Below are 21,585 nucleotides of genomic sequence, written 5' to 3'. Positions count from 1 at the left end.
GTACAACAGCACATCGCCAACGGGGGCTCGCACCAGCGGGCTGAGAGGACGGCTAGCCCATTCGGGCGGATCAGGGCCGTCGACCGTACGAACCTGACCGGGTAATGCCGGCGTAGGGAGGATTCACGTATGTCATCGACGCACGCTTCGACCACGGTCGACACCGTCACCACCGGTCCCATCGAGGGCAGCGTCAAACATTACGAGCAGGTCGACGCCGACGGCACGACGCTGCGCATTCCGGTGCGGCGGGTCAATCTCACCAACGGTGAGCATTTCGACGTCTACGACACCTCGGGCCCGTACACCGATTCCGACGCGACCCTCGATCTCGAGGGCGGTCTACCGAAACTGCGCGACGGGTGGGCCAAGCCCGACGCGGCCGGACCGCGCACCCAGCTGGCGTGGGCGCGGGCGGGCATCGTCACCACCGAGATGCGTTATATCGCTGCGCGCGAAGGGGTCTCACCGGAGCTCGTGCGCGACGAGGTCGCCGCGGGCCGCGCGGTGATCCCGGCCAATCACAACCACCCCGAATGCGAGCCGATGATCATCGGCAAGAAGTTCGCGGTGAAGATCAATGCCAATATCGGCAATTCGGCCGTCACCTCCTCGATCGCCGAGGAGGTGGAGAAGATGGTGTGGGCCACCCGCTGGGGCGCGGACACCATCATGGACCTGTCCACCGGCAAGAACATCCACGAGACCCGCGAGTGGATCCTGCGCAATTCGCCGGTTCCGGTCGGCACCGTGCCGATCTATCAGGCGCTGGAAAAGGTCAATGGCGATCCCACGGCGCTGACCTGGGAGATCTACCGCGACACCGTGATCGAGCAGGCCGAGCAGGGCGTGGACTACATGACCGTGCACGCGGGCGTGCTGCTGCGCTATGTGCCGCTGACCGCCAAGCGCGTCACCGGCATCGTCTCCCGCGGCGGATCCATCATGGCCGCTTGGTGTTTGGCGCATCATCAGGAGTCGTTCCTGTACACCCGCTTCGCCGAGCTGTGCGAGATCCTCGCGAAGTACGACATCACCTTCTCCCTCGGCGACGGTCTGCGGCCGGGTTCGATCGCCGATGCCAATGACGAGGCGCAGTTCGCCGAGTTGCGTACGCTGGGTGAGCTGACGAAGATCGCGAAATCCCATGGCGTGCAGGTGATGATCGAGGGTCCGGGTCATGTGCCGATGCACAAGATCGTGGAAAATGTGCGGCTGGAGGAGGAGCTGTGCGAGGAGGCGCCCTTCTACACGCTGGGCCCGCTCGCCACCGATATCGCCCCGGCCTACGACCACATCACCTCCGCGATCGGCGCGGCCATCATCGCTCAGGCCGGGACGGCCATGCTGTGCTACGTGACGCCGAAGGAACATCTGGGCCTGCCCAACCGCGACGATGTGAAGACCGGCGTGATCACCTACAAGATCGCCGCGCACGCCGCCGATCTGGCCAAGGGGCATCCGCGCGCCCAGGAGCGCGACGACGCACTGTCCAAGGCGCGCTTCGAATTCCGCTGGCGCGACCAATTCGCGCTGTCACTGGATCCGGACACCGCCCGGGAGTACCACGACGAGACCCTGCCCGCGGAACCCGCCAAGACCGCGCACTTCTGCTCCATGTGCGGCCCGAAGTTCTGCTCCATGCGCATCTCGGCCGACGTCCGTGAGTACGCCGCGCAGCAGGGGCTGAGCGATTCGCAGGCGCTCGAGGCCGGAATGGCGGAGAAGTCGGCGGAGTTCGCCCAGGCGGGCGGGCAGGTGTACCTGCCGGTCGTGTCGTAGGGGCGATTTCCTTCCGTTCTCCTTGTACTACGCCCTCTTTCGTTGTCGTCAGCCCTCTTTCGTTGTCGTCGGTTCTCTTTCGTTGTCGTCGGCCTTCTTTCGTTGTCGCCGGGCGAAGCCCGGGGTACCGCCTTGCCCCGGACTTCGTCCGGGGACAACGAGAAAGGGCCGGGACAACTAGAGAAGGGCCGGGACGAGAAGGGCCAGGGCGCGATCAAGGGTGGGTGGAGATTTGTCGCACGCTCCAGCCGAAGCCGACATCGGTCTGGTGATAGAGGTCCTCGGCCCGGTCGATATCCGAGACCGGGACGACCACCACGTCCAATGTCCAGTTCATCGATAACCCTCTCATCGGCCCTTCGGCTGCCAGCGATGGGCGAATTCACCGGGAGCGGGTGGCGGACCCGGCAGCTGCCCCTCGACGGTGAGTCCATCGATCAACATCGTCAAGACCCGGCGGCGCAATTCGGCGGTGCGGGCCGGATCGGGAACGGTGACGGCCGCGCAGGATTCCAGGATCAGGCCGAGATCATTGGGACCGACCCCGGCGCGCAACCGGCCCGAGGCTTCGGCGCGGCGAACGAGTTCGTCGTTGAGCTCCCCGGCCCGCCGCACCTGCGGGAGAAAACTGTCGTCGGGAGTGAACGTGCCCGCCAGATGCACGGTCAGCGAATGCACATCGGCATCGACCACCCGCCGCAGGAATTCGACGAAGGCCGCCCAATCGTCCGAATTCGCCAGCGCCGCTTCGGCTTCGGCATTGTAGCGGCACAGCCCCTCGTAGCACAGTGTGCGCAGCAGCACCTCCTTGGAGGAGTAGCGGCGATACAGGGCGCTGATCCCGACCCCGGCGCGCTCGGCGACCGCGGCGATCGGCGCGCCCGGATCGGCGAGGAAGACCTCGCGGGCGGCCTCCAGAATCAGGCCGTCGTTGCGGGCGGCCTGCGCCTTGCGGCCGGGCAGACCCTTGGTGGCCGGGGTATCGACTGTCTTGGGCATATAGTCAGAATATCACCTGAACGGAATGATCCGTTCTATTACCGGATTGTAGGCTCCAACTCGTGAAACTGTTGCCGCTGACCCCCGACGGGCAGACCCCGGTCCGCGTCCTGACCATCGCCGGAACCGATTCCGGCGGCGGCGCGGGGATCCAGGCCGATTCCCGCACGATGGCGCTGCTGGGCGTGCACGCCTGTGTCGCCGTGGCCGCGGTGACCGTGCAGAACTCCGTGGGCGTCAGCGGATTCCACGAGATTCCGCCGCAGACCGTGGCCGATCAGGTGCGGGTCGTGGTGGGCGATATCGGAATCGGCGCGGCCAAGACCGGCATGCTCGCCTCCACGGCCATCATCGAGGCGGTCGCCGCGGTATGCGCCGAGGTGGGCATCGGCCGCGACGGCGCGATACCTCTGGTCGTCGATCCGGTCGCGGCCTCCATGCACGGCGATCCGCTACTGCACGCCTCGGCCCTGGATGCTTTGCGCGACACGCTGATTCCGCTCGCCACGGTGGTCACCCCGAATCTCGACGAGGTCCGGCTGCTGACCGGCGTCGAGGTCGTCGACGATCGCACGGCCCGCACGGCCGCCGAGGCGCTGCTGGCCCTCGGCCCACGGTGGGCGATCGTCAAGGGTGGACATCTGCGCTCCTCGGATTTCAGCACCGATCTGCTCTACGACGGCAACCGATTCCACGAACTGTCCGCGCCGCGCATCGCCACGGGCAACGATCACGGCGGCGGCGACACCCTGGCCGCGGCCACGGCCTGCGCCCTGGCCCACGGTTACGAGGTGCCCGAGGCGATCGCCTTCGCCAAGGAGTGGACCACGCGCTGCCTGCAAGCCTCCTACGACCTCGGCGCGGGGCACGGTCCGGTGTCACCGCTGTGGCGGCTGCTGGACTGAGTCCGGCCGCCGAACCTTGTCGGTACCCTCCGGCATACTGCCGCCATGACCGAATCGACTGCGGCACATGATGACCGGCGCGAGTTCAATTCCTACGACGATCCCGACGCGCCCTGGAATCAGGCCGTCGAGGTCGGAGTGGCGAATTGGAACGGCGATGTGGTCGCCGAATTCCGCGCCAACGCGGGCAAGGTGAGCGGCGCCTACGAGGGCACCACCCTGCTGCTGCTCACCACGATCGGCGCGCGCAGCGGCCGGCCGCATACGGTGCCGCTGAGCCCGCTGTATCGCGGCGAGGTCATGTACCTCAGCTCGTTCATCGAGGAGAAATATCCGGCCTGGTGGCACAACATCAAGGCGAATCCGGCCATCACCGTGGAACTGGGCGAGGCCACCCACACCGGGCGCGGGCGGGCGCTCGAGGGCGAGGAGTACCGCGAATTCGCCGACTGGGTCCTGGCGAACAATCCACTGCTGGCCGAGTTCCAGGCCAAGATCACCCGGCCGATCCCCCTGGTCGTCCTCGAATTGGACGACCGGAGTTGAATCTCGAACCCGCCAGTTGAGTCGGTAACAGTCCCGGCCGCGGGATAGCCGGATCGCTCAACGGTTGCTAGCCTCGGCACACACAAAAGTTCCGAACGGAAGAAGTTCTGGGCCCCTCCCAGCAACCTCCCAGGCGGAGCGCAGCGGTGCCAAAGGCTGATCACCGAGGTTAGAGTGCATGTCCGAGACAGTGACGGCCGTTGAGGCGACCCCCACCCCCGATGCGGTGCGCGCCCCCGTACTGGATGTGGTTATTCCCGTCTACAACGAGGAGCGTGATCTCGCCGGGTGTGTGCGCCGACTGCACGCGTTCCTCGGTGAGGGCTTTCCCTTCTCGGCGCGAATCACCATCGCCGACAACGCCTCCACCGACACCACCCTGCAGGTGGCGCGGGAGTTGTCGGACGAACTGGCCGGGGTGCGCGTGGTGCATCTGGACCGCAAGGGCCGGGGCCGGGCGCTGCGCGCGGTGTGGGAGGCCTCCGACGCTCAGGTCGTCGCCTATATGGACGTCGACCTGTCCACCGATCTCAACGCGCTGCTGCCACTGGTCGCGCCGCTGGTGAGCGGACATTCGGATCTGGCCATCGGCACGCGGCTGTCGAAATCGTCGCGGGTGGTGCGCGGGCCCAAGCGCGAATTCATCTCCCGCTGCTACAACCTGATCCTCAAGGCCTCGCTGCAGGCCCGGTTCTCCGACGCGCAATGCGGTTTCAAGGCCATGCGCACCGAGGTCGCGCGGCGCATTCTGCCGCTGGTGCAGGACGGCGAGTGGTTCTTCGATACCGAACTGCTGGTCATCGCCGAACGGGCAGGACTGCGCATTCACGAGGTTCCGGTGGATTGGATCGACGATCCGGACAGCCGCGTGGACATCGTCGACACCGCGCGCAAGGATCTGCTCGGCGTCTGGCGGGTCGGCAAGGGATTGACCACCGGATCACTGCCGATCAACGATCTGCGCGCGGCGGTCGGCCGAGAACCGCTGGTCGACGGCGTGCCGCTGGGGATGGTCGGGCAGCTGGTGCGATTCGGCATCATCGGCGTGATCTCCACACTCGCTTATATGCTCCTGTACGTGCTGCTTCAGGGGGTTATCGGGGCGCAGCCGGCCAACTTCACCGCGCTGCTGCTCACCGCGATCGCGAATACCGCGGCCAACCGCGCGTTCACCTTCGGGGTGCGGGGGTCGACCCGGGCGGTATCGCATCACTTCCAGGGTCTGCTGATCTTCGGCTTCGCGTGGTTGCTCACCAGTGGGTCGCTGTTCGTCCTGCATCACTGGGCGCCCGATGCCGCGGTGCACTGGGAGCTGGTGGTGCTGGTGGTCGCGAATCTGGTCGCCACGCTCACCCGCTTCGTCGGGCTGCGCTGGGTGTTCCGCAACGCCATCGCCGGATCGGGTACGCAGCTTGCCGAAGTGATTCGGCCGCAGGCGGATTCGGATCCCACGCCATGACCGCGACCGCACTCGGCCCGTCCGCCGCCGTGGACGGGCCGCCGTCGCATCCGGGCCGGGTTCGGTGGGAGTATGTCGCGCTGGCGGCGCTGTTGCTCGGCACCACGATCGCCTATCTGTGCAATCTGAGCGCCAACGGGTGGGCCAATGCGTTCTATGCCGCTGCCGCGCAGGCGGGTTCGGTGTCGTGCAAGGCGTTTCTGTTCGGCTCCTCCGACGGCGGCAATGCGATCACCGTCGACAAGACGCCCGCCTCGCTGTGGCCGATGGCGCTGTCGATTCGGCTGTTCGGGCTGAACAGTTGGAGCCTGTTACTGCCGCAGGTGCTGATGGGCGTCGGCGCGGTGGCCCTGGTGTGGGCGACGGTGCGGCGGACTTTCGGCGGCGCGGCCGGGCTGCTGGCAGGGCTCGCACTGGCGCTGACTCCCGTTGCGGCGCTGATGTTCCGGTTCGACAATCCCGATGCGCTGCTGGTGCTGATGATGGCGGCCGCGGCTTGGGCGATGACCCGGGCGGTCGAGGACGGGCGCACGCGCTGGCTGGTGCTGTGCGGATTGTTCGTCGGCCTCGGCTTCCTGGCCAAGCAGTTGCAGGTGATGCTGGTCGTGCCCGCGCTGGCGCTGACCTATCTGATCGCGGGTCCGCCGGGGCTGGGCAAACGGGTGCCGCAATTGCTCGCCGCCGGACTGGGTGTGCTGGTCGGCGCGGGCTGGTGGGTGTTGATCGCCGAACTGTGGCCGACCGACTCGCGGCCGTATTTCGGTGGCTCCCCGCATAATTCGATTCTCGAACTCACCCTGGGCTACAACGGCCTGGGCCGCCTCAATGGCGACGAGTTCAACGGCGGCGGGCCGGGCGGTCCTTCGCCGCGCGGTGGCGGCGGCTGGTTCTCCGAGGGCGTCGGAATCACGCGACTGTTCCAACCGGGTCAGGGCGGTCAGATCGCCTGGCTGATCCCGGCCGCGCTCATCCTGTGCGTCGCGGGAATCTTCTTGTGTGGCAGGGCCGCTCGCACCGACCGACACCGCGCGGGGTTCCTGCTGTGGGGCGGCTGGCTGCTGGTGACCGGCCTGGTCTTCAGCTTCATGAAGGGCATCTTCCACCAGTACTACACCGTCGCCCTGTCCCCCGCGATCGCCGCGCTGTTCGGCGCGGGCGCGATCACCCTGTGGCACAACAGGGACAAGCGATGGGTCCGCGCCACCGCCGCCCTGACCATGGCACTGACGACCGCGACCGCATGGCTACTGCTGTCCCGTACCGCCGCCTTCCTGCCCTGGCTGCGCTGGACAATCCTGATCGCGGGCATCGCGACCACCCTCGCCCTACTGCTCCCGACCTCGAAACGAGCCGCCACAGCCACCGCCGCGGCAGCACTGACCGTAGGTCTCGCGGGCCCCCTGGCCTACACCGTCGAAACCCTCACCCTCTCCCACGCCGGGCCGATCCCCATAGCAGGCCCGAAGGTCCCGATGCATTTCGGCGGCCCGGGCATGCCGCCGGGGCCGGGAGGACAGCCCGGTCCGAGCGGATACGCGGGACCGAGTGGGCAGCCGGCTCCGAGTGGGCCGGGCGGGCAATCGGATTCGACCGACCACCCCGGGCCGGGTGGTCCGCAAAGACAGCCGGGTTCGGGCGGGCAGGCCGAGCCGGGACAGCTCGGCCCGAGCGGACAATCGGGTTCAAGTGCGCCGTACGGGCCAGGTGGACAACCTGATCCGCAAAGGCAGCAGAGTCCGGGCGGGCAACCGGAGCCCGGTGGGCGGTTGGGGCCCGGTGGGGCCGCGGGGTTCATGATGGGTGGGCCGCCGAATGCGGAGGTGGTTCGGTTGCTTGCTGGAGGTGGGGGTGGTTACACGTGGGTGGCGGCTACCGTGGGGTCCATGAGTGCGGCGCCGTTCCAGTTGGCTACGCAGTTGCCGGTGATGCCGGTGGGTGGGTTCAGTGGGCATGATCCCTCGCCTTCGCTCGAGCGGTTTCAGCGGTATGTGAGCGAGGGGCGGATTCATTACTTCATTGCCGGGCGGGAGCGGGGGCCGGCAGGCAGGGCCGAGGAGTCCGACGCGGCTCGGATTTCGGCGTGGGTGGAAGGCGAGTTCACAGCGCGCGACATCGATGGGGTCCGGGTTTACGATCTGACCCAACATCGCTGAACGGCAAACGATTTCGCGGAAGCGGGCTCGGGGTGGGGCGGGCGGACCTAGGCTGAAGCATGGGGACGCCTCACCCACTCAGTGATGAACACCGCGCGGCCTTCTGGCGGCGCGTGGGCTGGTCGGAGGAGCTGCCGGAGGAGCAGCGGCGGGCCATCGAGGAACGCTGGGATGACGAATCCATCGAAATGGCCGAGATTTTCGGCTGGTGAGGCCCACCCGCGAGGGTGGGCGAAGTAAGTAGTCCCGACGGGATTCGAACCCGCGCTACCGCCTTGAGAGGGCGGCGTCCTAGGCCTCTAGACGACGGGACCAGAACGAAGCTCCGCCAGCTTAACCGTCACCCGCCACTGGGCCAAATCCCGTTACCCAGCTCACTTCCCTGCGAGCGTACCCAACTCACTTCCCTGCGAGCGCGTTGTGCAGGGTCGCCGACCACTGCTGCACGATCTCCTTGCGCCGGGCGGAGTCGTCGGTCAGCACATCGGCCAGGCCCAGGCCGCGGGCCAGGTCGAGGGTGGCCTGGACCAGGTGGTGGGCCACCGGATCGGAGTCGTCCACCCCGAGCGCCTCGACGGCCATGCGATGGGAGATGCGACCGAAGCGAGCCTCGAGGGGAACGATGCGCTCGCGCAGCACCGGATCGGCGGCGGCGTGGGTCCAGACCTGCAGGGCCGCCTTGAACAGCGGACTCGTATAGGACTCGACCAGTCCGGCGACCACGGCCTCGGTGCGCCCGACGCCCTCGGCGATCCCGATCATCGTGGTCGCCTCGGCCTTGGCCTGTGCCATGCGGGTATCGAACATGTACTCGAGGGCGGCGGTGATCAGATCCTCCCGGGTCGGGAAGTGATGCTGGGCCGCGCCGCGCGAGACCCCGGCCCGTTCGGCGACCACGGCCACGGTGGCCGACGTCCAGCCCATCTCGGCCAGACAGTCGATGGTCGCCTCGAGCAGCCGCTGCCGGGTTGCTCGGCTGCGGTCCTGCTTGGGTTCGTGCGGGGTAGCCATGATCGCCTATTGTGCCCAGTTCGGTGGGCGGCGCTGGAAGAAGGCCGTCATACCCTCGATCACCTCCGGCGTGCCGAAGAAGCTGCCGGACCGTTTCGCCAGGTCGTCGGCCGCCCGATCGAATTCGGCCAGCAGGGCGGCATTCACCAGCCGCTTGCTCTCGGCCAGGCCCTGCGGGGAGCCCAGCCGCAGTTGCCCGCGCAGTCGCGCCACCTCCGCGGCCGGATCCGCCGCCGCCACGGTGATCAGCCCGATGCGCTCGGCCTCGACGGCGTCGAAGGTCTCCCCGGTCTGGAAGTAGCGCCCGGCCGAACGCGCGCTCATGCGCGGCAGCAGCGTGAGCGAGATGATGAACGGCGCCAGGCCGATTCGCGCCTCGGTGAGCGCGAAACTCGACTCCGGCCCGGCGACCGCGAGATCGCAGGCCGCGAGAATACCCATCCCACCCGCGCGCACATTGCCGTTGACCTGTGCCACAACGGGTTTCGGCGATTCGAGAATCGTGCGCAGCAGTGACACCATCCACTGGGTGCGGATATCCGCGGCGGTGGCCGGATCGGAATCCAGCGCCTCCTTGAGATCCGCACCCGCGCAGAAGGTATTGCCGGTGTGGGTGAGAATCACCCCGCGCACCGCGGCGTCCGCACCGGCCGCCCGCAATCCGGCCAGCAGCTCCTGAACCAGCTTGGACGACAAAGCGTTTCGATTGTGCGGCGAGTCCAGGGTCAGTACGGCGAAGCCGTCGCCGACCTCGTACCGGACATAGGGCGTCTCACTCACGGGCACTCCTCAGTAGGACTTGGGCAGGCCGAGGGAGTGCTGGGCCACGAAGTTCAGCACCATCTCCCGGCTGACCGGCGCGACGCGGCCGATGCGCGCGGCGGCCAGCATGCCCGCCAGGCCCACGTCGCTGGTCAGACCTGATCCGCCGTGGGTCTGGATGGCCTGGTCCAGCGCCTTGATACTGGCCTCGGCCGCAGCGTATTTCGCCATATTCGCGGCCTCGGCGGCTCCGAAGTCGTCACCGGAGTCGTAGAGCACCGCGGCCTTCTGCATCATCAGCTTGGCCAGTTCCAGCTCGATCTTCACCTGCGCCAGCGGATGCGAAATGCCCTGGTGCGCACCGATGGGCGTCTTCCACACCTGCCGCTCGCGCGCGTATGCCACGGCCCGGTCGATCGCGTAGCGGCCCATGCCGACGGCCATGGCCGCACCCATGATGCGCTCGGGATTCAGACCCGCGAACAGCTGCGCCAGCGCCGCGTCCTCCTGACCGACCAGGGCCTCGGCGGGCAGCCGCACATCGTCGAGGAACAGCGTGAACTGATTGTCCGGCTCGATGATGTCCATCTCCTGCCGGGTCTTCACGAAGCCGGGGGCATCGACCGGCACGATGAACAGCGCCGGCTTGAGCTTGCCCGTCTTGGCGTCCTCGGTGCGCGAGACGATCAGCACCGCCTCGGCCTGGTCGACGCCGGAGATGTAGATCTTGCTGCCGTTGAGAATCCAGTCGCCGCCATCGCGACGCGCGGTGGTGGTGATGTGATGGGAATTGGATCCGGCATCGGGTTCGGTGATGCCGAAGACCATCTTCGCCGACCCGTCGGCCAGTTTGGTCAGCCAGTGCCGCTTCTGCTCGTCGGTGCCGTACTTGCTGATGATCGTGCCGCAGATGGCCGGGGAGACGACCATCAACAGCAGTCCACAGCCCTGGGCGGACAACTCCTCCTGCACCAGCGCCAATTCGTAGATGCCCGCCCCACCGCCGCCGTACTCCTCGGGCAGATTCACCCCGAGGAAGCCGAGTTTGCCCGCCTCGTCCCACAATTCGGTGAGCGGCTCGTTGCGCCGGGCCTTGGGTCCGGCGTAGTCGCGGAGGTTGTATTTGGCGGCGAGCTTGGCGACGGCGGCCCGCAGCTGTTTCTGTTCGTCGGTCTCGATGAAACTCATGACGCTCACTCCTGGGTGTTGTCGTCGGCGGCTTGTACGACGGCCAGTACCGCGCCGACGTCGACCTGCTGTCCCGCGGTCACATTCAGTTCGGTCAGTACACCGTCCGCGGGCGCGGCGATGGTGTGTTCCATCTTCATCGCCTCGAGCCACAGGATCGGCTGCCCCTTGGCGACCCGTTCGCCCGCCTCGGCGGCGAGGCGTATGACCGAGCCGGGCATGGGCGCGAGCAGCGAACCCTCGGCGATGTGCTCGGACGGATCCTCGAAGCGCGGCAGGCGGCGCACGGCGACCGGGCCGAGCGGCGAATCGACCGTCACCAGATCCCGATAGCGGGCGATCTCGAAGTTGCGGCGCACCGCACCGCGTTCGCCCGGTACCAATAGCGTCACCGAAACCGGTGTGGCCTCGACCAATTCGAGTCCGTCGGTCCCCTCGACCTCGAGTCCGGCACGGGTGATCCGGTAGCGGATCTCGTGTTTGCCGCTGACGCGGCTGTCGTAGAACTTCGACTGCGGCTGCGAGGGCAGATTGCGCCAGCCGGTGGGCAAGCCGCAGCCCACCCGCGCCCGCGACCGGTTGTGCGCGGCGTCGGCCAGCGCGGCGGCCACGATCGACAGCCGCTCATCGGCTTGCGAGGCCAGCGGGGCCGAGAGTACGTCCAGACCGTGCCGGTCGAAGAACGCGGTATCGGTGTCACCGGCCAGGAATGCGGGATGTTCGAGCACCCGCACCAGCAGATCCCGATTGGTCACCAGGCCGTGAATCCTGGCCCGCCGCAACGCCGTTGCCAATAGTCGAGCGGCCTCCTCGCGCGTCTCGCCGTAGGAGATGACCTTGGCCAGCATCGGGTCGTAGTGGACGCCGACCACCGAACCGTCCACGACGCCGGAGTCCAGCCGGATACCCGGCCGGTCGAGCACCTCGAATTCCGCTGCGGTCGAACCGAGATCGAGCCGGTACACCGTGCCGCTCTGCGGCTGCCAGTCCTGCGCGGGATCCTCCGCGTACAGCCGCACCTCGATCGAATGCCCATGCAGCGCGGGCTGTTTCGCGGGCAGTCGCTGACCCTGCGCGACCTGCAGCTGCAACCGGACCAGATCCAGCCCGGTGGTGTTCTCGGTGACCGGATGTTCCACTTGGAGCCGGGTGTTCATCTCCAGGAAGAAGAACTCGCCCTTGTCGTCAGCGAGGAATTCGACCGTGCCCGCACCCTCGTAACCGATGGCCTCCGCCGCCAACCGGGCGGCCTCGAACAGCCGCTCGCGCATGCTGTCAATCTTCTCTACCAGCGGAGAGGGAGCCTCCTCCACAACTTTCTGATGCCGCCGCTGAATCGAACACTCGCGTTCGCCGACCGCCCACACCGTGCCGTGGGTATCGGCCATGACCTGCACCTCGATATGCCGACCTGTCTCGAGATAGCGCTCGCAGAATACGGTCGGATCGCCGAAGGCCGATTCCGCCTCGCGCCGTGCGGCTTCCAACTGTCCGGGCAGCTCGTCGAGCGAGCGGACCACCCGCATGCCGCGGCCGCCGCCACCCGCCGACGCCTTGATCAGCACCGGCAGCATCGCGGCGGTGACCTCGGCCGGATTCAGTTCGGCCAGGACCGGCACCCCGGCGGCGTCCATCATCTTCTTGGACTCCACCTTGGAGCCCATCTGTTCGATGGCGGTGACCGGCGGGCCGATCCACGTCAGCCCGGCCTCGCCGACCGCGCGGGCGAAATCGGCATTCTCGGAAAGGAATCCGTAGCCCGGGTGCACGGCGTCGGCTCCGGCCGCGAGGGCGGCCTCGATGAGCAGATCGGCGCGCAGATAGGTTTCGCCGGGAGTGTTGCCCGGCAGCCGGATCGCCGCGTCGGCCTCGCGCACATGGGGTGATTCGGCATCGGCGTCGGAGTACACCGCGACCGTGCCCAGACCCATGCGACGGCAGGTGGCGAAGACGCGCCGCGCGATTTCGCCGCGATTCGCGACCAAAACCGTGGAAATCGTCGTCATGCCGCCCTCACATTCGGAAGACGCCGAAGCCCTCGGCGCCCTTGATCGGGGCATTGTGGATGGCGGACAACGCCATTCCCAATACCGTGCGAGTATCGCGGGGGTCGATCACGCCGTCGTCGTAGAGGCGGCCGGACATGAACATCGGCAGCGATTCGGCCTCGATCTGCGCCTCGATCATGGCGCGCATGCCCTTGTCGGCCTCCTCGTCGAACGGCATACCCTTCGACTCGGCGGCCGCGCGGCCCACGATGGAGATGACGCCCGCCAGCTGCGCGCCACCCATGACCGCGGATTTGGCGCTGGGCCAGGCGAAGACGAAACGGGGATCGTAGGCGCGGCCGCACATGCCGTAATGCCCGGCGCCGTAGGAGGCGCCCATGAGCACCGAGATATGCGGCACCTTCGAATTGGAGACGGCATTGATCATCATCGCGCCGTGTTTGATGATGCCCTTCTGCTCGTATTCCTTGCCGACCATATAGCCGGTGGTGTTGTGCAGGAACAGCAGCGGCGTATTCGACTGATTGGCCAGCTGGATGAACTGCGCCGCCTTCTGCGCCTCCTCGGAGAACAGCACGCCGCGGGCATTGGCGAGAATGCCGACCGGATAGCCGTGCAGTTCGGCCCAGCCGGTGACCAGGCTGGAACCGTAGAGTGGTTTGAATTCGTCGAAATCGGAGCCGTCCACCACGCGGGCGATGACCTCGCGCGGATCGAACGGGATCTTCAGATCGGTCGGCACGATGCCGAGCAGTTCCTCCTGGTCGTACAGCGGCGCGATCACCTCTGCCACCGGACGCGGTCCAGGCCCCTGCTTCTTCCAGTTCAGTCGTTTGACGATGGCCCGGCCGAGCCGGATGGCATCGGGCTCGTCGACCGCCAGATAATCGGCCAGACCCGAGACGCGGGAATGCATTTCGGCCCCGCCCAGCGATTCGTCGTCGGACTCCTCGCCGGTGGCCATCTTGACCAGCGGCGGGCCGCCCAGGAACACCTTGGAGCGCTCCTTGATCATGACCGTGTAGTCGGACATGCCGGGGATATAGGCCCCGCCCGCGGTGGAGTTGCCGAAAACCAGTGCGATGGTGGGGATTCCGGCCGCCGACAGCCGAGTCAGATCCCGGAACATCCGCCCGCCGGGTACGAAGACCTCCTTCTGCGTCGGCAGATCCGCGCCACCCGACTCCACCAGGCCGATGACCGGCAGGCGGTTCTCCAGCGCGATATCGTTCATGCGCAGGTTCTTTCGCAGCGTCCACGGATTCGAGGTGCCGCCGCGCACGGTCGGATCCGGGGCCACGATCATGCATTCGACGCCCTCGACCACGCCGATTCCGGCGATCACGCTCGCGCCGACATGGAATTCGCTGCCCCAGGCCGCCAGCGGGGCCAGCTCCAGGAACGGCGAATCCTCATCGATGAGCAGTTCGATGCGCTCGCGCGCGGTCAGCTTGCCGCGCTTGCGATGTCGCGCCATCTTGTCCGGTCCGCCGCCCGCGATGTTCTTGGCGTATTCCGCCTCGACCTCCGCGAGTTTGGCGGTCATGGCCTCGGCGGCGGTTCGATAGTCCGCCGATGCCGAATCCACCGATGTGCGTAGAACGCTCAAGACTGGAACCCCAATCGCTTGGCCGCGAGGCTGGTCAGGATCTCGTTGGTGCCGCCGCCGATACCGAGGATGCGCACATCCCGATAGTGGCGCTCGACCTCGGACTCGCGCATGTAGCCGAGGCCGCCGAACAGCTGCACCGCCTGGTGGGCAACCCATTCCGCCGTTTCCACCGCGGTGTTCTTGGCGAAGCACACCTCGGCGATGAGATCGGTGTCACCGTGCGAGGCCCGCTCGACGATGTGATGGGTGTACACGCGGGCCACGTCGATGCGCCGCGCCATCTCCGACAGCGTGTTCTGCACGGCCTGGCGGCTGATCAGCGGACGGCCGAAGGTTTCGCGGTCGCGGCACCACCGCAGGGTCAGATCCAGGCAGCGCTGCGCGTGGCCGTAGGCCTGGGCGGCCAGGCCGACCCGCTCGCTGACGAAGGCCTGGGCGATCTGGGCGAAGCCGGAGTTCTCCGGGCCCACCAGATTCGAAACCGGTACGCGCACATCCACATACGACAGCTCGGCGGTATCGGAGGCCAGCCAGCCCATCTTCTCCAGTTTGCGGCTGACCGTGAAACCGGGCGTGCCCTTCTCCACGAGCAGCAGCGAAACACCCGCCGCGCCGGAACCGCCCGTGCGCACCGCGGTCACCACGAAATCGGCGCGCACGCCCGAGGTGATGAAGGTCTTCGAACCGTTGACGACATAGTCGTCGCCGTCGCGGACCGCGGTGGTGCGCAGATGTCCGACATCGGAGCCGCCACCGGGTTCGGTGATGGCCAGCGAGCCGATCTTCTCGCCCGCGAGCGTCGGCTTCACCCAGCGCTCGATCTGCTCGCTGTTACCCGAGGCGATGATGTGCGGCACCGCGATACCGCAGGTGAACAGCGAGGCGAACAGGCCGCCCGAGCAGCCCGCGTAATGCATCTCCTCGCAGACGATCGCCGCGTCGATACCGTCACCGCCGGAGCCACCCGCCTGCTCCGGGAACTGGATGCCCAGCAGGCCCAGCGCACCGGCCTTCTTGTGCAGTTCGCGCGGGATCTCCCCGGCGCGCTCCCAGTCGTCCAGGTACGGGAGCACCTCGCGTTCGGCGAATCCGCGCACGGTGGCACGCAATTCGCGGCGCTCGGCGGTCTCCCAGGGGTTCACATAGGTCATAGCAGCTCCACGGGAATGTCGACGTGGCGGGAGCGCAGCCATTCGCCGAGCCCCTTGGCCTGTGGATCGAATCGGGCCTGATAGGCCACGCCCTGACCGAGCAGGCCCTCGACGATGAAGTTGAGCGCCCGCAGATTCGGCAGGACGTGGCGGGTGATGGTCAGTTTCGCGGTTTCCGGTAGCAGCAGGCGCAATTCGTCGACGGTCAGGGCGTGCGCCAGCCAGCGCCACTGCTCCTCGGTGCGCACCCAGACGCCGATATTGGCATTGCCGCCCTTGTCGCCGCTGCGGGCCAGGGCGATCGCGCCCAGCGGGACGCGGCGGGTTTCGGAGTGCGGCAGGGGTTCCGGGAGTTCGGGCTCGGCGACATCCGTCAATTCCAATGTCCGCGTAGCGGGTTCTATGTCGAGCCGCGATCCGTCAGGTAGTACGGCCGTCTGGGTGATCGCCACGGCGTCGACGTATCCGGGGGTGAAAACGCCGTAGGGCGAACCGTTTCCGGGCGGGGAGGTGAGGGTGAAGCCGGGATAGCTCGCCAGGGCCATTTCGACCACCACATTGGAGAACACGCGGCCGACCCTGTTCGGGTCGGGATCGCGGACCACACAGCGCAGCAGCGCGCTGGCCTGCTCCTCGGTCTCGGCATCGGGACGATCCAGGCGGGACAGGGACCATTCCAGTTCGGCGGGGCGGACGGGCAGCCAGCGCTCCAGCTGCCGCCGCGTCAGATCGGCCTTGGCCTCGATGTCCAGGCCGGTGAGCACGAAGGTCATCTCGTTGCGGAAGCCGCCCAGGGTGTTCAGCGAGACCTTCAGGCTCGGCGGCGGGGCCTCGCCCGAAACTCCGCTGACGAGAACGCGATCCGGCCCCTCCTGGTTGAGCCGGATGGTGTCGAGGCGGGTGGTGACGTCCGGGTTGGCGTAGCGCGCGCCCTGGATCTCGTACATCAGCTGCGCCTCGACCGTATCCACGGTGACGGTGCCGCCGGTGCCCTCGTGTTTGGTGATGACACTGCTGCCGTCGCGGCGCACCTCGGCGATGGGGAAGCCGGGGCGGTCCAGATCCTCGATCTCGGTGAACAGGGAGAAGTTGCCGCCGGTGGCCTGGGTACCGCATTCGATGATGTGCCCGGCCACGACCGCGCCCGCGAGGGCGTCGAAATCGGTTCGCTTCCAGCCGAAGTGGGCGGCGGCGGTCCCGACCACCAGCGCCGCGTCGGTGACCCGGCCGGTCACGACCACATCGGCCCCGGCGTCCAGACACGCCGCGATGCCCCAGCCGCCCAGATAGGCGTTGGCGGTCAGCGGGGAACCCAGGCCCAATTCGGCCGCGCGGGGCAGCAGATCGTCGCCCTCGACGTGTGCGATCTTTGCCGCCAGACCGAGTTTGTCGGCCACCTCGCGCAGGCGCTGCGCCAGACCGGCCGGATTGAGTCCGCCCGCATTGGCGACGATGCGCACACCGCGCTCGAGGGCCAGGCCCAGGCAGTCCTCCAGCTGGCGCACGAAGGTTTTGGCATAGCCGAGATTCGGATCCTTCATCCGGTCCCGGCCGAGGATCAACATGGTGAGTTCGGCGAGATAGTCCCCGGTGAGCACATCGAGCTGCCCACCCTCGAGCAGCTCCCGCATCGCGCTGGCCCGGTCGCCGTAGAAGCCCGAGCAATTACCGATCCGGATGACCTCGGAACCAGTGGCCGGTCCGGCCATAGAGCGACCCTCCTGCACATCCGCGCGGCGCCCTCGCCACGTCGGTTACAGGGTCACATCGGGTGCAGAAAAAATCAAGCCTGCGTGCTTGTTAATTTGAATCATCGCAGGTCAGCAGGGCCAGTCCGGCCCGAACGACCCACCACCCGGCCCGCAGGGCATGATGGGGCGGTGTCGCATTCCGTGATCGTCGTCTTCCTGTTGGCCCTGGCCGGATTCCTCGTCGGCGGCGCCTACAGCACCTGGAAGAACAACCGCGTGATCGCCGTCGCGCTGGGCGTATGCGCGGTGCTGGCGGCGGTGGGCGCGATCGTCTGGTGGAAGTAGCGGCACTCAGTTGTTCTCGAGGCGGAAGATGCGCAAGTCTTCCGGCACGCCGCTGAGGGGTGCGGCGAAGAAGCTGCGGCGGTACGGGCGGGCCGCATAACCCAACTCGCCCAGCGTTTCCGGGTTCAGGGCCTGCAGGGTGGCCTCGGAGAGCATGGTGTTGCCATTGCCGCCCGCCTCCATGACGCGGGCCGCGATCGTGACATCCAGGCCGAGCCAGTCGCCGCCGAGTTCGCGGGGCGAACCGGTGTGCAGACCCAGGCGCATCTGCGGGCGATAGCCCTGCACCTCGACGCGGGTCAGATTCTCCTTGGCGGCGACCGCGGCGCGGATCGCGCGATCGGGTGAGGTGAATACGGCCATCACACCGTCGCCCATGCGTTTGATCACCTGACCGCCGCGCTCGACGATCGGCGGTTCGATGGCCTTGGCCACCCGGCGCAGCAGTTCCAGGGTCGCCTCGTCGCCGGCCGACAGCGACCAGTTGGAAAACGCCACCAGATCGGTGAACATGACCGTCACCTGCTGGGCGCCCTTACCGCGGCCGACCCGTTCCAGCATGGCCTGCCAGACCTGCAGCGCACCGAGTCCGATTTCCCTGGCAGCGCTGGGCGAATCGCCGACCAGCTTGTCCGCCGCACGGGCCACGGCCCGCGGGCCGCCCGGACCCGACAGCGACAGCGGATCGCCGAAGGCCGGATCGCCGGGCAGATTCTGCCGGGCCTTGCGAATCGCGCCGATGAGGTCCGGACGCTGACCGGCCACCGACATCAGCGCCGACAGCTGTCCCGGCCGCAGTCGGCCGACCGAACGCCGACCGGGGCCGATCTCGTCGACAGGAATGAGCGGGATGACGACCTCCGGCTCGCCGTCCGCACCGGCCGCGCGCGGCTCGTTTTCGCCCTCCCCGGAGGGTCTTTCGCTCACGTCCCGAGCGTAGCTCAGCCACTGTTCCGAGCGGGAGTTACCGATGATCGTCACGTGCCACCTCTTCCATCGAGCGGGGCGAACACACCGATGGGTCCGCTGATAGATAGCGCGTTGTTTGCTGTCGTCGATGCTAGTCATCTATATGTTCCGTTTGGAAGTGGTGTTCCTCGCAGTTAACGCAATGTTCCCTTACAGACGACACCGGCCCGATGCGAAGGTTCGCATCGGGCCGGTGCTGCCACGCCGGACGGGCAGTGACCGACGTGACCCGGGTGCAGCGACCCCCCGACAGGGTCGCTTTCCCATTCCCCGGGGCGGCGAGGGAAGTCGCCCCGGAGCTCGGGCAGTTGGATTTTTATGCGTCGCGCTTGTTCACCACGAACACCGCGGCGCCGAACACGATGGCGACAAAGGCCAAGAAGTACAGCAAACCACCCCAGGGCCCCCAGTGCCAGGGCAAATTGTCACCACCCGCGGTTCCGAGGAATCGACCGGCGTTCTGGAACGGCAGCAGCACCTGGATATTGCGGCCGACCTTGCCGAAGGCCCCGACGATGGGTTCGATCAGCACCGGCCACACGATCAGCAGCGTCAGCGCGCCCGCCGATTGCCGGATCAATGCTCCGACGCCGACGGCCAGGAACACCACCAGCGCCACAAAGATCGGCACGGCGTAGAAGATGTGCATATCGCCGTGGGTGAGGCTCAGCTTCTGCCCGCCCTGGCTGGACACGATGGCCTTGAAGATGAAGAAGCTCAGGAAGGTCAGCGCCGCCGAGAGCACCGCGCCCGACACCGCGATCATGCCGGCCTTGGTGAGCATCACCTTGGTGCGATTGGGCACCGCCATGAAGGTGGCCTTGATGGTTCCGAAGCGGTACTCGCTGGTGATCGCGAGCGCGGCCAGAATCATGATCATGATGTAGCCGAAGCCCGGGATGCCCTGGGAGGCGCCGGTGATGCCCAGCGCCGCGATGCTGTTCGCCGGATACGGGGCCTCGGTCATCGTCGGATGCCCGCTGGCGAGCTCCTTGTTGTACTCGTTGACGCTGACATTGACCAGCAGGCTGAACAGCGCCGCGATACCGAGGGCGAACACCGCGGTCAGGGCGGTGCACCACAGCGGCGATTTGGTCGAGGTGAGCTTGATGCGCTCGGCGGCCAACACGCTCATCAGAGCGCACCTCCCATCACCTGGTCGATACCTTCGCCGTGGTACTGCACGGCGCCGCCGGTCATTCGCATGAAGGCCTCCTCGAGCGAGGCCCGTTGCGGCGCAAGCTCGTACAGGGTGATGGTGTTCGCGCCCGCGAGTTTGCCGACCGAGTCGCTGGTCTCACCGACCACGACCAGCGCCGGACCCTCGTCCTCCCGCACGGTCATCCCGTTGGAGGTGAGCAGGCTGCGCAGCTGATCGAGCTGCGGGCTGCGCACGCGTACGGTCGCCTCCGACGCGCGCTCGATGAAGTCCTTGGTGCTGGTGTCGGCGATCAGCTTGCCGCGGCCGATCACGACCAGATGGTCTGCGGTCTGGGCCATTTCGGAGAGCAGGTGGCTCGAGACGAGTACCGTGCGGCCCTCGGCGGCCAGGCGCTGCATGAACCGGCGGATCCACAGGATGCCCTCCGGGTCCAGGCCGTTGACCGGCTCGTCGAACAGCAGCACCGGCGGATCGCCCAGTAGCGCGCCGGCCAGACCGAGGCGCTGGGACATGCCCAGGGAGAAACCGCCGGCCTTCTTGTCGGCGACCTCGGTCAGGCCGACCAGCCGCAGCACCTCGTCGACGCGGGAGGCGGGCAGATCATTGGACGCCGCGAGCCAGCGCAGATGGGCTCGCGCGGAGCGGTTGGGGTGCACCCATTTGGCATCCAGCAGCGCGCCGACCACCCGTAGCGGGTGATCGAGCTGGTGATAGGGCACGCCGCCGATCAGCGCCTCGCCCGAACTCGGTTGATCCAGACCGAGGATCATTCGCATCGTGGTCGATTTGCCCGCGCCGTTGGGGCCCAGGAAGCCGGTCACCTGGCCCGGCTTGACCGTGAAGGACAGGTCGTCGACCGCGACGGTCGCGCCGAACCGTTTGGTCAGCCCTCGTACTTCGATCATGAGGCCCAGTCTTCCTCGAGACCGGGCCGTTCACTATCGCTCAGAGGTCGCGTTTCACGTAGTCCTCAGGGATGACCGCGACCCCGAGCCGGTCCCCGAAGGTCCCCTGATCTGGGGACCTTCGGCATCCGGGCCGGTCGGGAGGCCGGTTGCCGGAAATTGACCGAATATCCACTCCCCTTTATCGGTCCGGTGAGGACGCCTGGGCCCAGAACCGTTTCGGGATGCGTCCGGCCGCGCGGGCCAGATAACCCGATTCGACCGCGGCGGCCATCGCGGCGGCCATGACGGCCGGGCGGCGGGCGCGGGTGACCGCCGTGGCGAGCAGGACCGCGGCACAGCCGAGTTCCATGGCCAGGGCCGCGTCACTGGCGGTGCCGATTCCGGCGTCGAGGATGACCGGGACGTTCGCCGCGGCGACGATCATCTCGATATTGTGCGGATTACCGATGCCCAGGCCGGTGCCGATGGGCGAGCCGAGCGGCATGACGGCCGCGCAGCCGACATCCTCGAGCCGCCGGGCCAGCACCGGATCGTCGGTGGTGTAGGGCAGGACGGTGAAGCCGTCGTCGACCAATTGTTCGGCGGCGCTGACCAATTCGATGGCGTCGGGCAGCAGGGTGCGCTCGTCGGCGACGACCTCCAACTTCACCCAGTCGGTGTCGAGCGCCTCGCGGGCCAGGCGCGCGGTGAGCACGGCCTCGGCCGCGGTGCGGCAGCCCGCGGTATTGGGCAGCGGGGCGATATCGAGTCGTTTCAGCAGATCCAGGACGCCGGTGCCACCCGCCGCGTCGACGCGGCGCATGGCGACCGTGGTGAGTTCGGTGCCCGAGGCGACCAGGGCCTCCTCGAGGACGGCCAGATTGTCCGCGCCGCCGGTGCCCATGATCAGGCGGGAATCGAATTTCCGATCCGCGATCCGCAGCGGTTCCATCG

General features: G+C 67.5%; 20 protein-coding genes and 1 tRNA gene. 7 read left to right on the top strand and 14 right to left on the bottom strand.

Translation table 11 applies throughout. The features are described 5' to 3' along the window. The first annotated feature begins 129 nt into the window (after positions 1 to 129). Entirely contained in the window at positions 130 to 1,782 is a 1,653-nt protein-coding gene (thiC, locus tag NP4_RS32630) for a phosphomethylpyrimidine synthase ThiC (RefSeq protein WP_068006184.1), read from the top strand. Between the two features lie 214 nt (positions 1,783 to 1,996). Here the strand turns inward: thiC and NP4_RS42930 are convergent, their stop codons facing one another. Together NP4_RS42930 and NP4_RS32625 are read right to left on the bottom strand one after the other, a co-directional pair. After that, the gene (locus tag NP4_RS42930) at positions 1,997 to 2,119 is read right to left on the bottom strand and encodes a hypothetical protein (protein ID WP_255285604.1); all 123 of its coding nucleotides are present in this window, start codon (positions 2,117 to 2,119) and stop codon (positions 1,997 to 1,999) included. An 11-nt stretch (positions 2,120 to 2,130) separates the two neighbouring features. Further along, positions 2,131 to 2,781 (bottom strand): TetR/AcrR family transcriptional regulator, encoded by a 651-nt coding sequence (locus NP4_RS32625; protein WP_068006182.1) that lies wholly within the window; start codon positions 2,779 to 2,781, stop codon positions 2,131 to 2,133. Between the two features lie 62 nt (positions 2,782 to 2,843). On the opposite strand from NP4_RS32625, the gene thiD reads away from it, so the two are divergent. The 5 genes from thiD (at position 2,844) to NP4_RS41805 (ending at position 8,056) form a co-directional block, all read left to right on the top strand. After that, the gene (gene thiD / locus NP4_RS32620) at positions 2,844 to 3,686 is read left to right on the top strand and encodes a bifunctional hydroxymethylpyrimidine kinase/phosphomethylpyrimidine kinase (RefSeq protein ID WP_068006179.1); all 843 of its coding nucleotides are present in this window, start codon (positions 2,844 to 2,846) and stop codon (positions 3,684 to 3,686) included. Between the two features lie 45 nt (positions 3,687 to 3,731). Beyond that, positions 3,732 to 4,232 (top strand): nitroreductase/quinone reductase family protein, encoded by a 501-nt coding sequence (locus NP4_RS32615; RefSeq protein ID WP_068006178.1) that lies wholly within the window; start codon positions 3,732 to 3,734, stop codon positions 4,230 to 4,232. A gap of 178 nt (positions 4,233 to 4,410) precedes the next feature. After that, a complete protein-coding gene (locus NP4_RS32610) occupies positions 4,411 to 5,691 on the top strand; it encodes a bifunctional glycosyltransferase family 2/GtrA family protein (RefSeq protein ID WP_068006177.1) in 1,281 nt (426 codons plus the stop codon). Continuing rightward, entirely contained in the window at positions 5,688 to 7,844 is a 2,157-nt protein-coding gene (locus NP4_RS32605) for a glycosyltransferase family 39 protein (RefSeq protein WP_068006176.1), read from the top strand. Before NP4_RS32610 ends, NP4_RS32605 begins: the two co-directional genes overlap by 4 nt. A 59-nt stretch (positions 7,845 to 7,903) precedes the next feature. Next, positions 7,904 to 8,056 (top strand): hypothetical protein, encoded by a 153-nt coding sequence (locus NP4_RS41805; protein WP_169813839.1) that lies wholly within the window; start codon positions 7,904 to 7,906, stop codon positions 8,054 to 8,056. A gap of 29 nt (positions 8,057 to 8,085) precedes the next feature. Here the strand turns inward: NP4_RS41805 and NP4_RS32600 are convergent. The 8 genes from NP4_RS32600 to NP4_RS32565 all read right to left on the bottom strand — a co-directional run bounded on the left by NP4_RS32600 (position 8,086) and on the right by NP4_RS32565 (position 17,286). Next, a tRNA-Glu gene (locus NP4_RS32600) sits at positions 8,086 to 8,158 on the bottom strand. 85 nt (positions 8,159 to 8,243) lie between these two features. Further along, positions 8,244 to 8,855 carry a TetR/AcrR family transcriptional regulator gene (locus tag NP4_RS32595; RefSeq protein ID WP_068006174.1) on the bottom strand — a complete coding sequence of 204 codons (612 nt, stop codon included), beginning with the start codon at positions 8,853 to 8,855 and terminating at the stop codon, positions 8,244 to 8,246. A 6-nt stretch (positions 8,856 to 8,861) separates the two neighbouring features. Then, positions 8,862 to 9,635 (bottom strand): enoyl-CoA hydratase family protein, encoded by a 774-nt coding sequence (locus tag NP4_RS32590; protein WP_068006173.1) that lies wholly within the window; start codon positions 9,633 to 9,635, stop codon positions 8,862 to 8,864. Between the two features lie 9 nt (positions 9,636 to 9,644). Continuing rightward, on the bottom strand, positions 9,645 to 10,805 hold the full coding sequence (locus tag NP4_RS32585) for an acyl-CoA dehydrogenase family protein (RefSeq protein ID WP_068006172.1): 1,161 nt from the start codon (positions 10,803 to 10,805) through the stop codon (positions 9,645 to 9,647). A gap of 5 nt (positions 10,806 to 10,810) precedes the next feature. Continuing rightward, on the bottom strand, positions 10,811 to 12,811 hold the full coding sequence (locus NP4_RS32580; RefSeq protein WP_068006170.1) for an ATP-binding protein: 2,001 nt from the start codon (positions 12,809 to 12,811) through the stop codon (positions 10,811 to 10,813). 7 nt (positions 12,812 to 12,818) lie between these two features. Further along, positions 12,819 to 14,423: an acyl-CoA carboxylase subunit beta gene (locus NP4_RS32575; protein ID WP_068006168.1), complete on the bottom strand. Its 1,605-nt coding sequence runs from the start codon at positions 14,421 to 14,423 to the stop codon at positions 12,819 to 12,821. Further along, the gene (locus tag NP4_RS32570) at positions 14,420 to 15,577 is read right to left on the bottom strand and encodes an acyl-CoA dehydrogenase family protein (RefSeq protein ID WP_068006166.1); all 1,158 of its coding nucleotides are present in this window, start codon (positions 15,575 to 15,577) and stop codon (positions 14,420 to 14,422) included. Before NP4_RS32570 ends, NP4_RS32575 begins: the two co-directional genes overlap by 4 nt. Continuing rightward, entirely contained in the window at positions 15,574 to 17,286 is a 1,713-nt protein-coding gene (locus tag NP4_RS32565) for an acyclic terpene utilization AtuA family protein (protein WP_068006164.1), read from the bottom strand. The genes NP4_RS32570 and NP4_RS32565 overlap by 4 nt, the downstream gene beginning before the upstream one ends. Before the next feature lie 171 nt (positions 17,287 to 17,457). Here NP4_RS32565 and NP4_RS41800 point away from each other — a divergent pair, with 171 nt between their 5' ends. After that, complete coding sequence (locus NP4_RS41800; protein ID WP_169813838.1) at positions 17,458 to 17,613, top strand: CG2302 family histidine operon protein; 156 nt, start codon at positions 17,458 to 17,460, stop codon at positions 17,611 to 17,613. Between the two features lie 6 nt (positions 17,614 to 17,619). Here NP4_RS41800 and NP4_RS32560 read toward each other — a convergent pair whose 3' ends face one another. The 4 genes from NP4_RS32560 to NP4_RS32545 form a co-directional block, all read right to left on the bottom strand. Then, on the bottom strand, positions 17,620 to 18,384 hold the full coding sequence (locus NP4_RS32560) for an adenylate/guanylate cyclase domain-containing protein (RefSeq protein WP_068006268.1): 765 nt from the start codon (positions 18,382 to 18,384) through the stop codon (positions 17,620 to 17,622). 514 nt (positions 18,385 to 18,898) lie between these two features. Further along, entirely contained in the window at positions 18,899 to 19,717 is an 819-nt protein-coding gene (locus NP4_RS32555) for an ABC transporter permease (RefSeq protein ID WP_068006162.1), read from the bottom strand. Further along, positions 19,717 to 20,649: an ABC transporter ATP-binding protein gene (locus NP4_RS32550; RefSeq protein WP_068006160.1), complete on the bottom strand. Its 933-nt coding sequence runs from the start codon at positions 20,647 to 20,649 to the stop codon at positions 19,717 to 19,719. The genes NP4_RS32555 and NP4_RS32550 overlap by 1 nt, the downstream gene beginning before the upstream one ends. 181 nt (positions 20,650 to 20,830) lie before the next feature. Further along, positions 20,831 to 21,583 (bottom strand): thiazole synthase, encoded by a 753-nt coding sequence (locus NP4_RS32545; RefSeq protein ID WP_068006157.1) that lies wholly within the window; start codon positions 21,581 to 21,583, stop codon positions 20,831 to 20,833. Positions 21,584 to 21,585 lie beyond the last annotated feature (2 nt).

It is taken from the genome of Nocardia pseudobrasiliensis NBRC 108224 (assembly GCF_001613105.1).
Classification (GTDB): Bacteria; Actinomycetota; Actinomycetes; order Mycobacteriales; family Mycobacteriaceae; genus Nocardia; species Nocardia pseudobrasiliensis.
The sequence above is the reverse complement of the archived record's forward strand: the minus strand, read 5'-3'. Positions and strand labels throughout refer to the sequence as shown.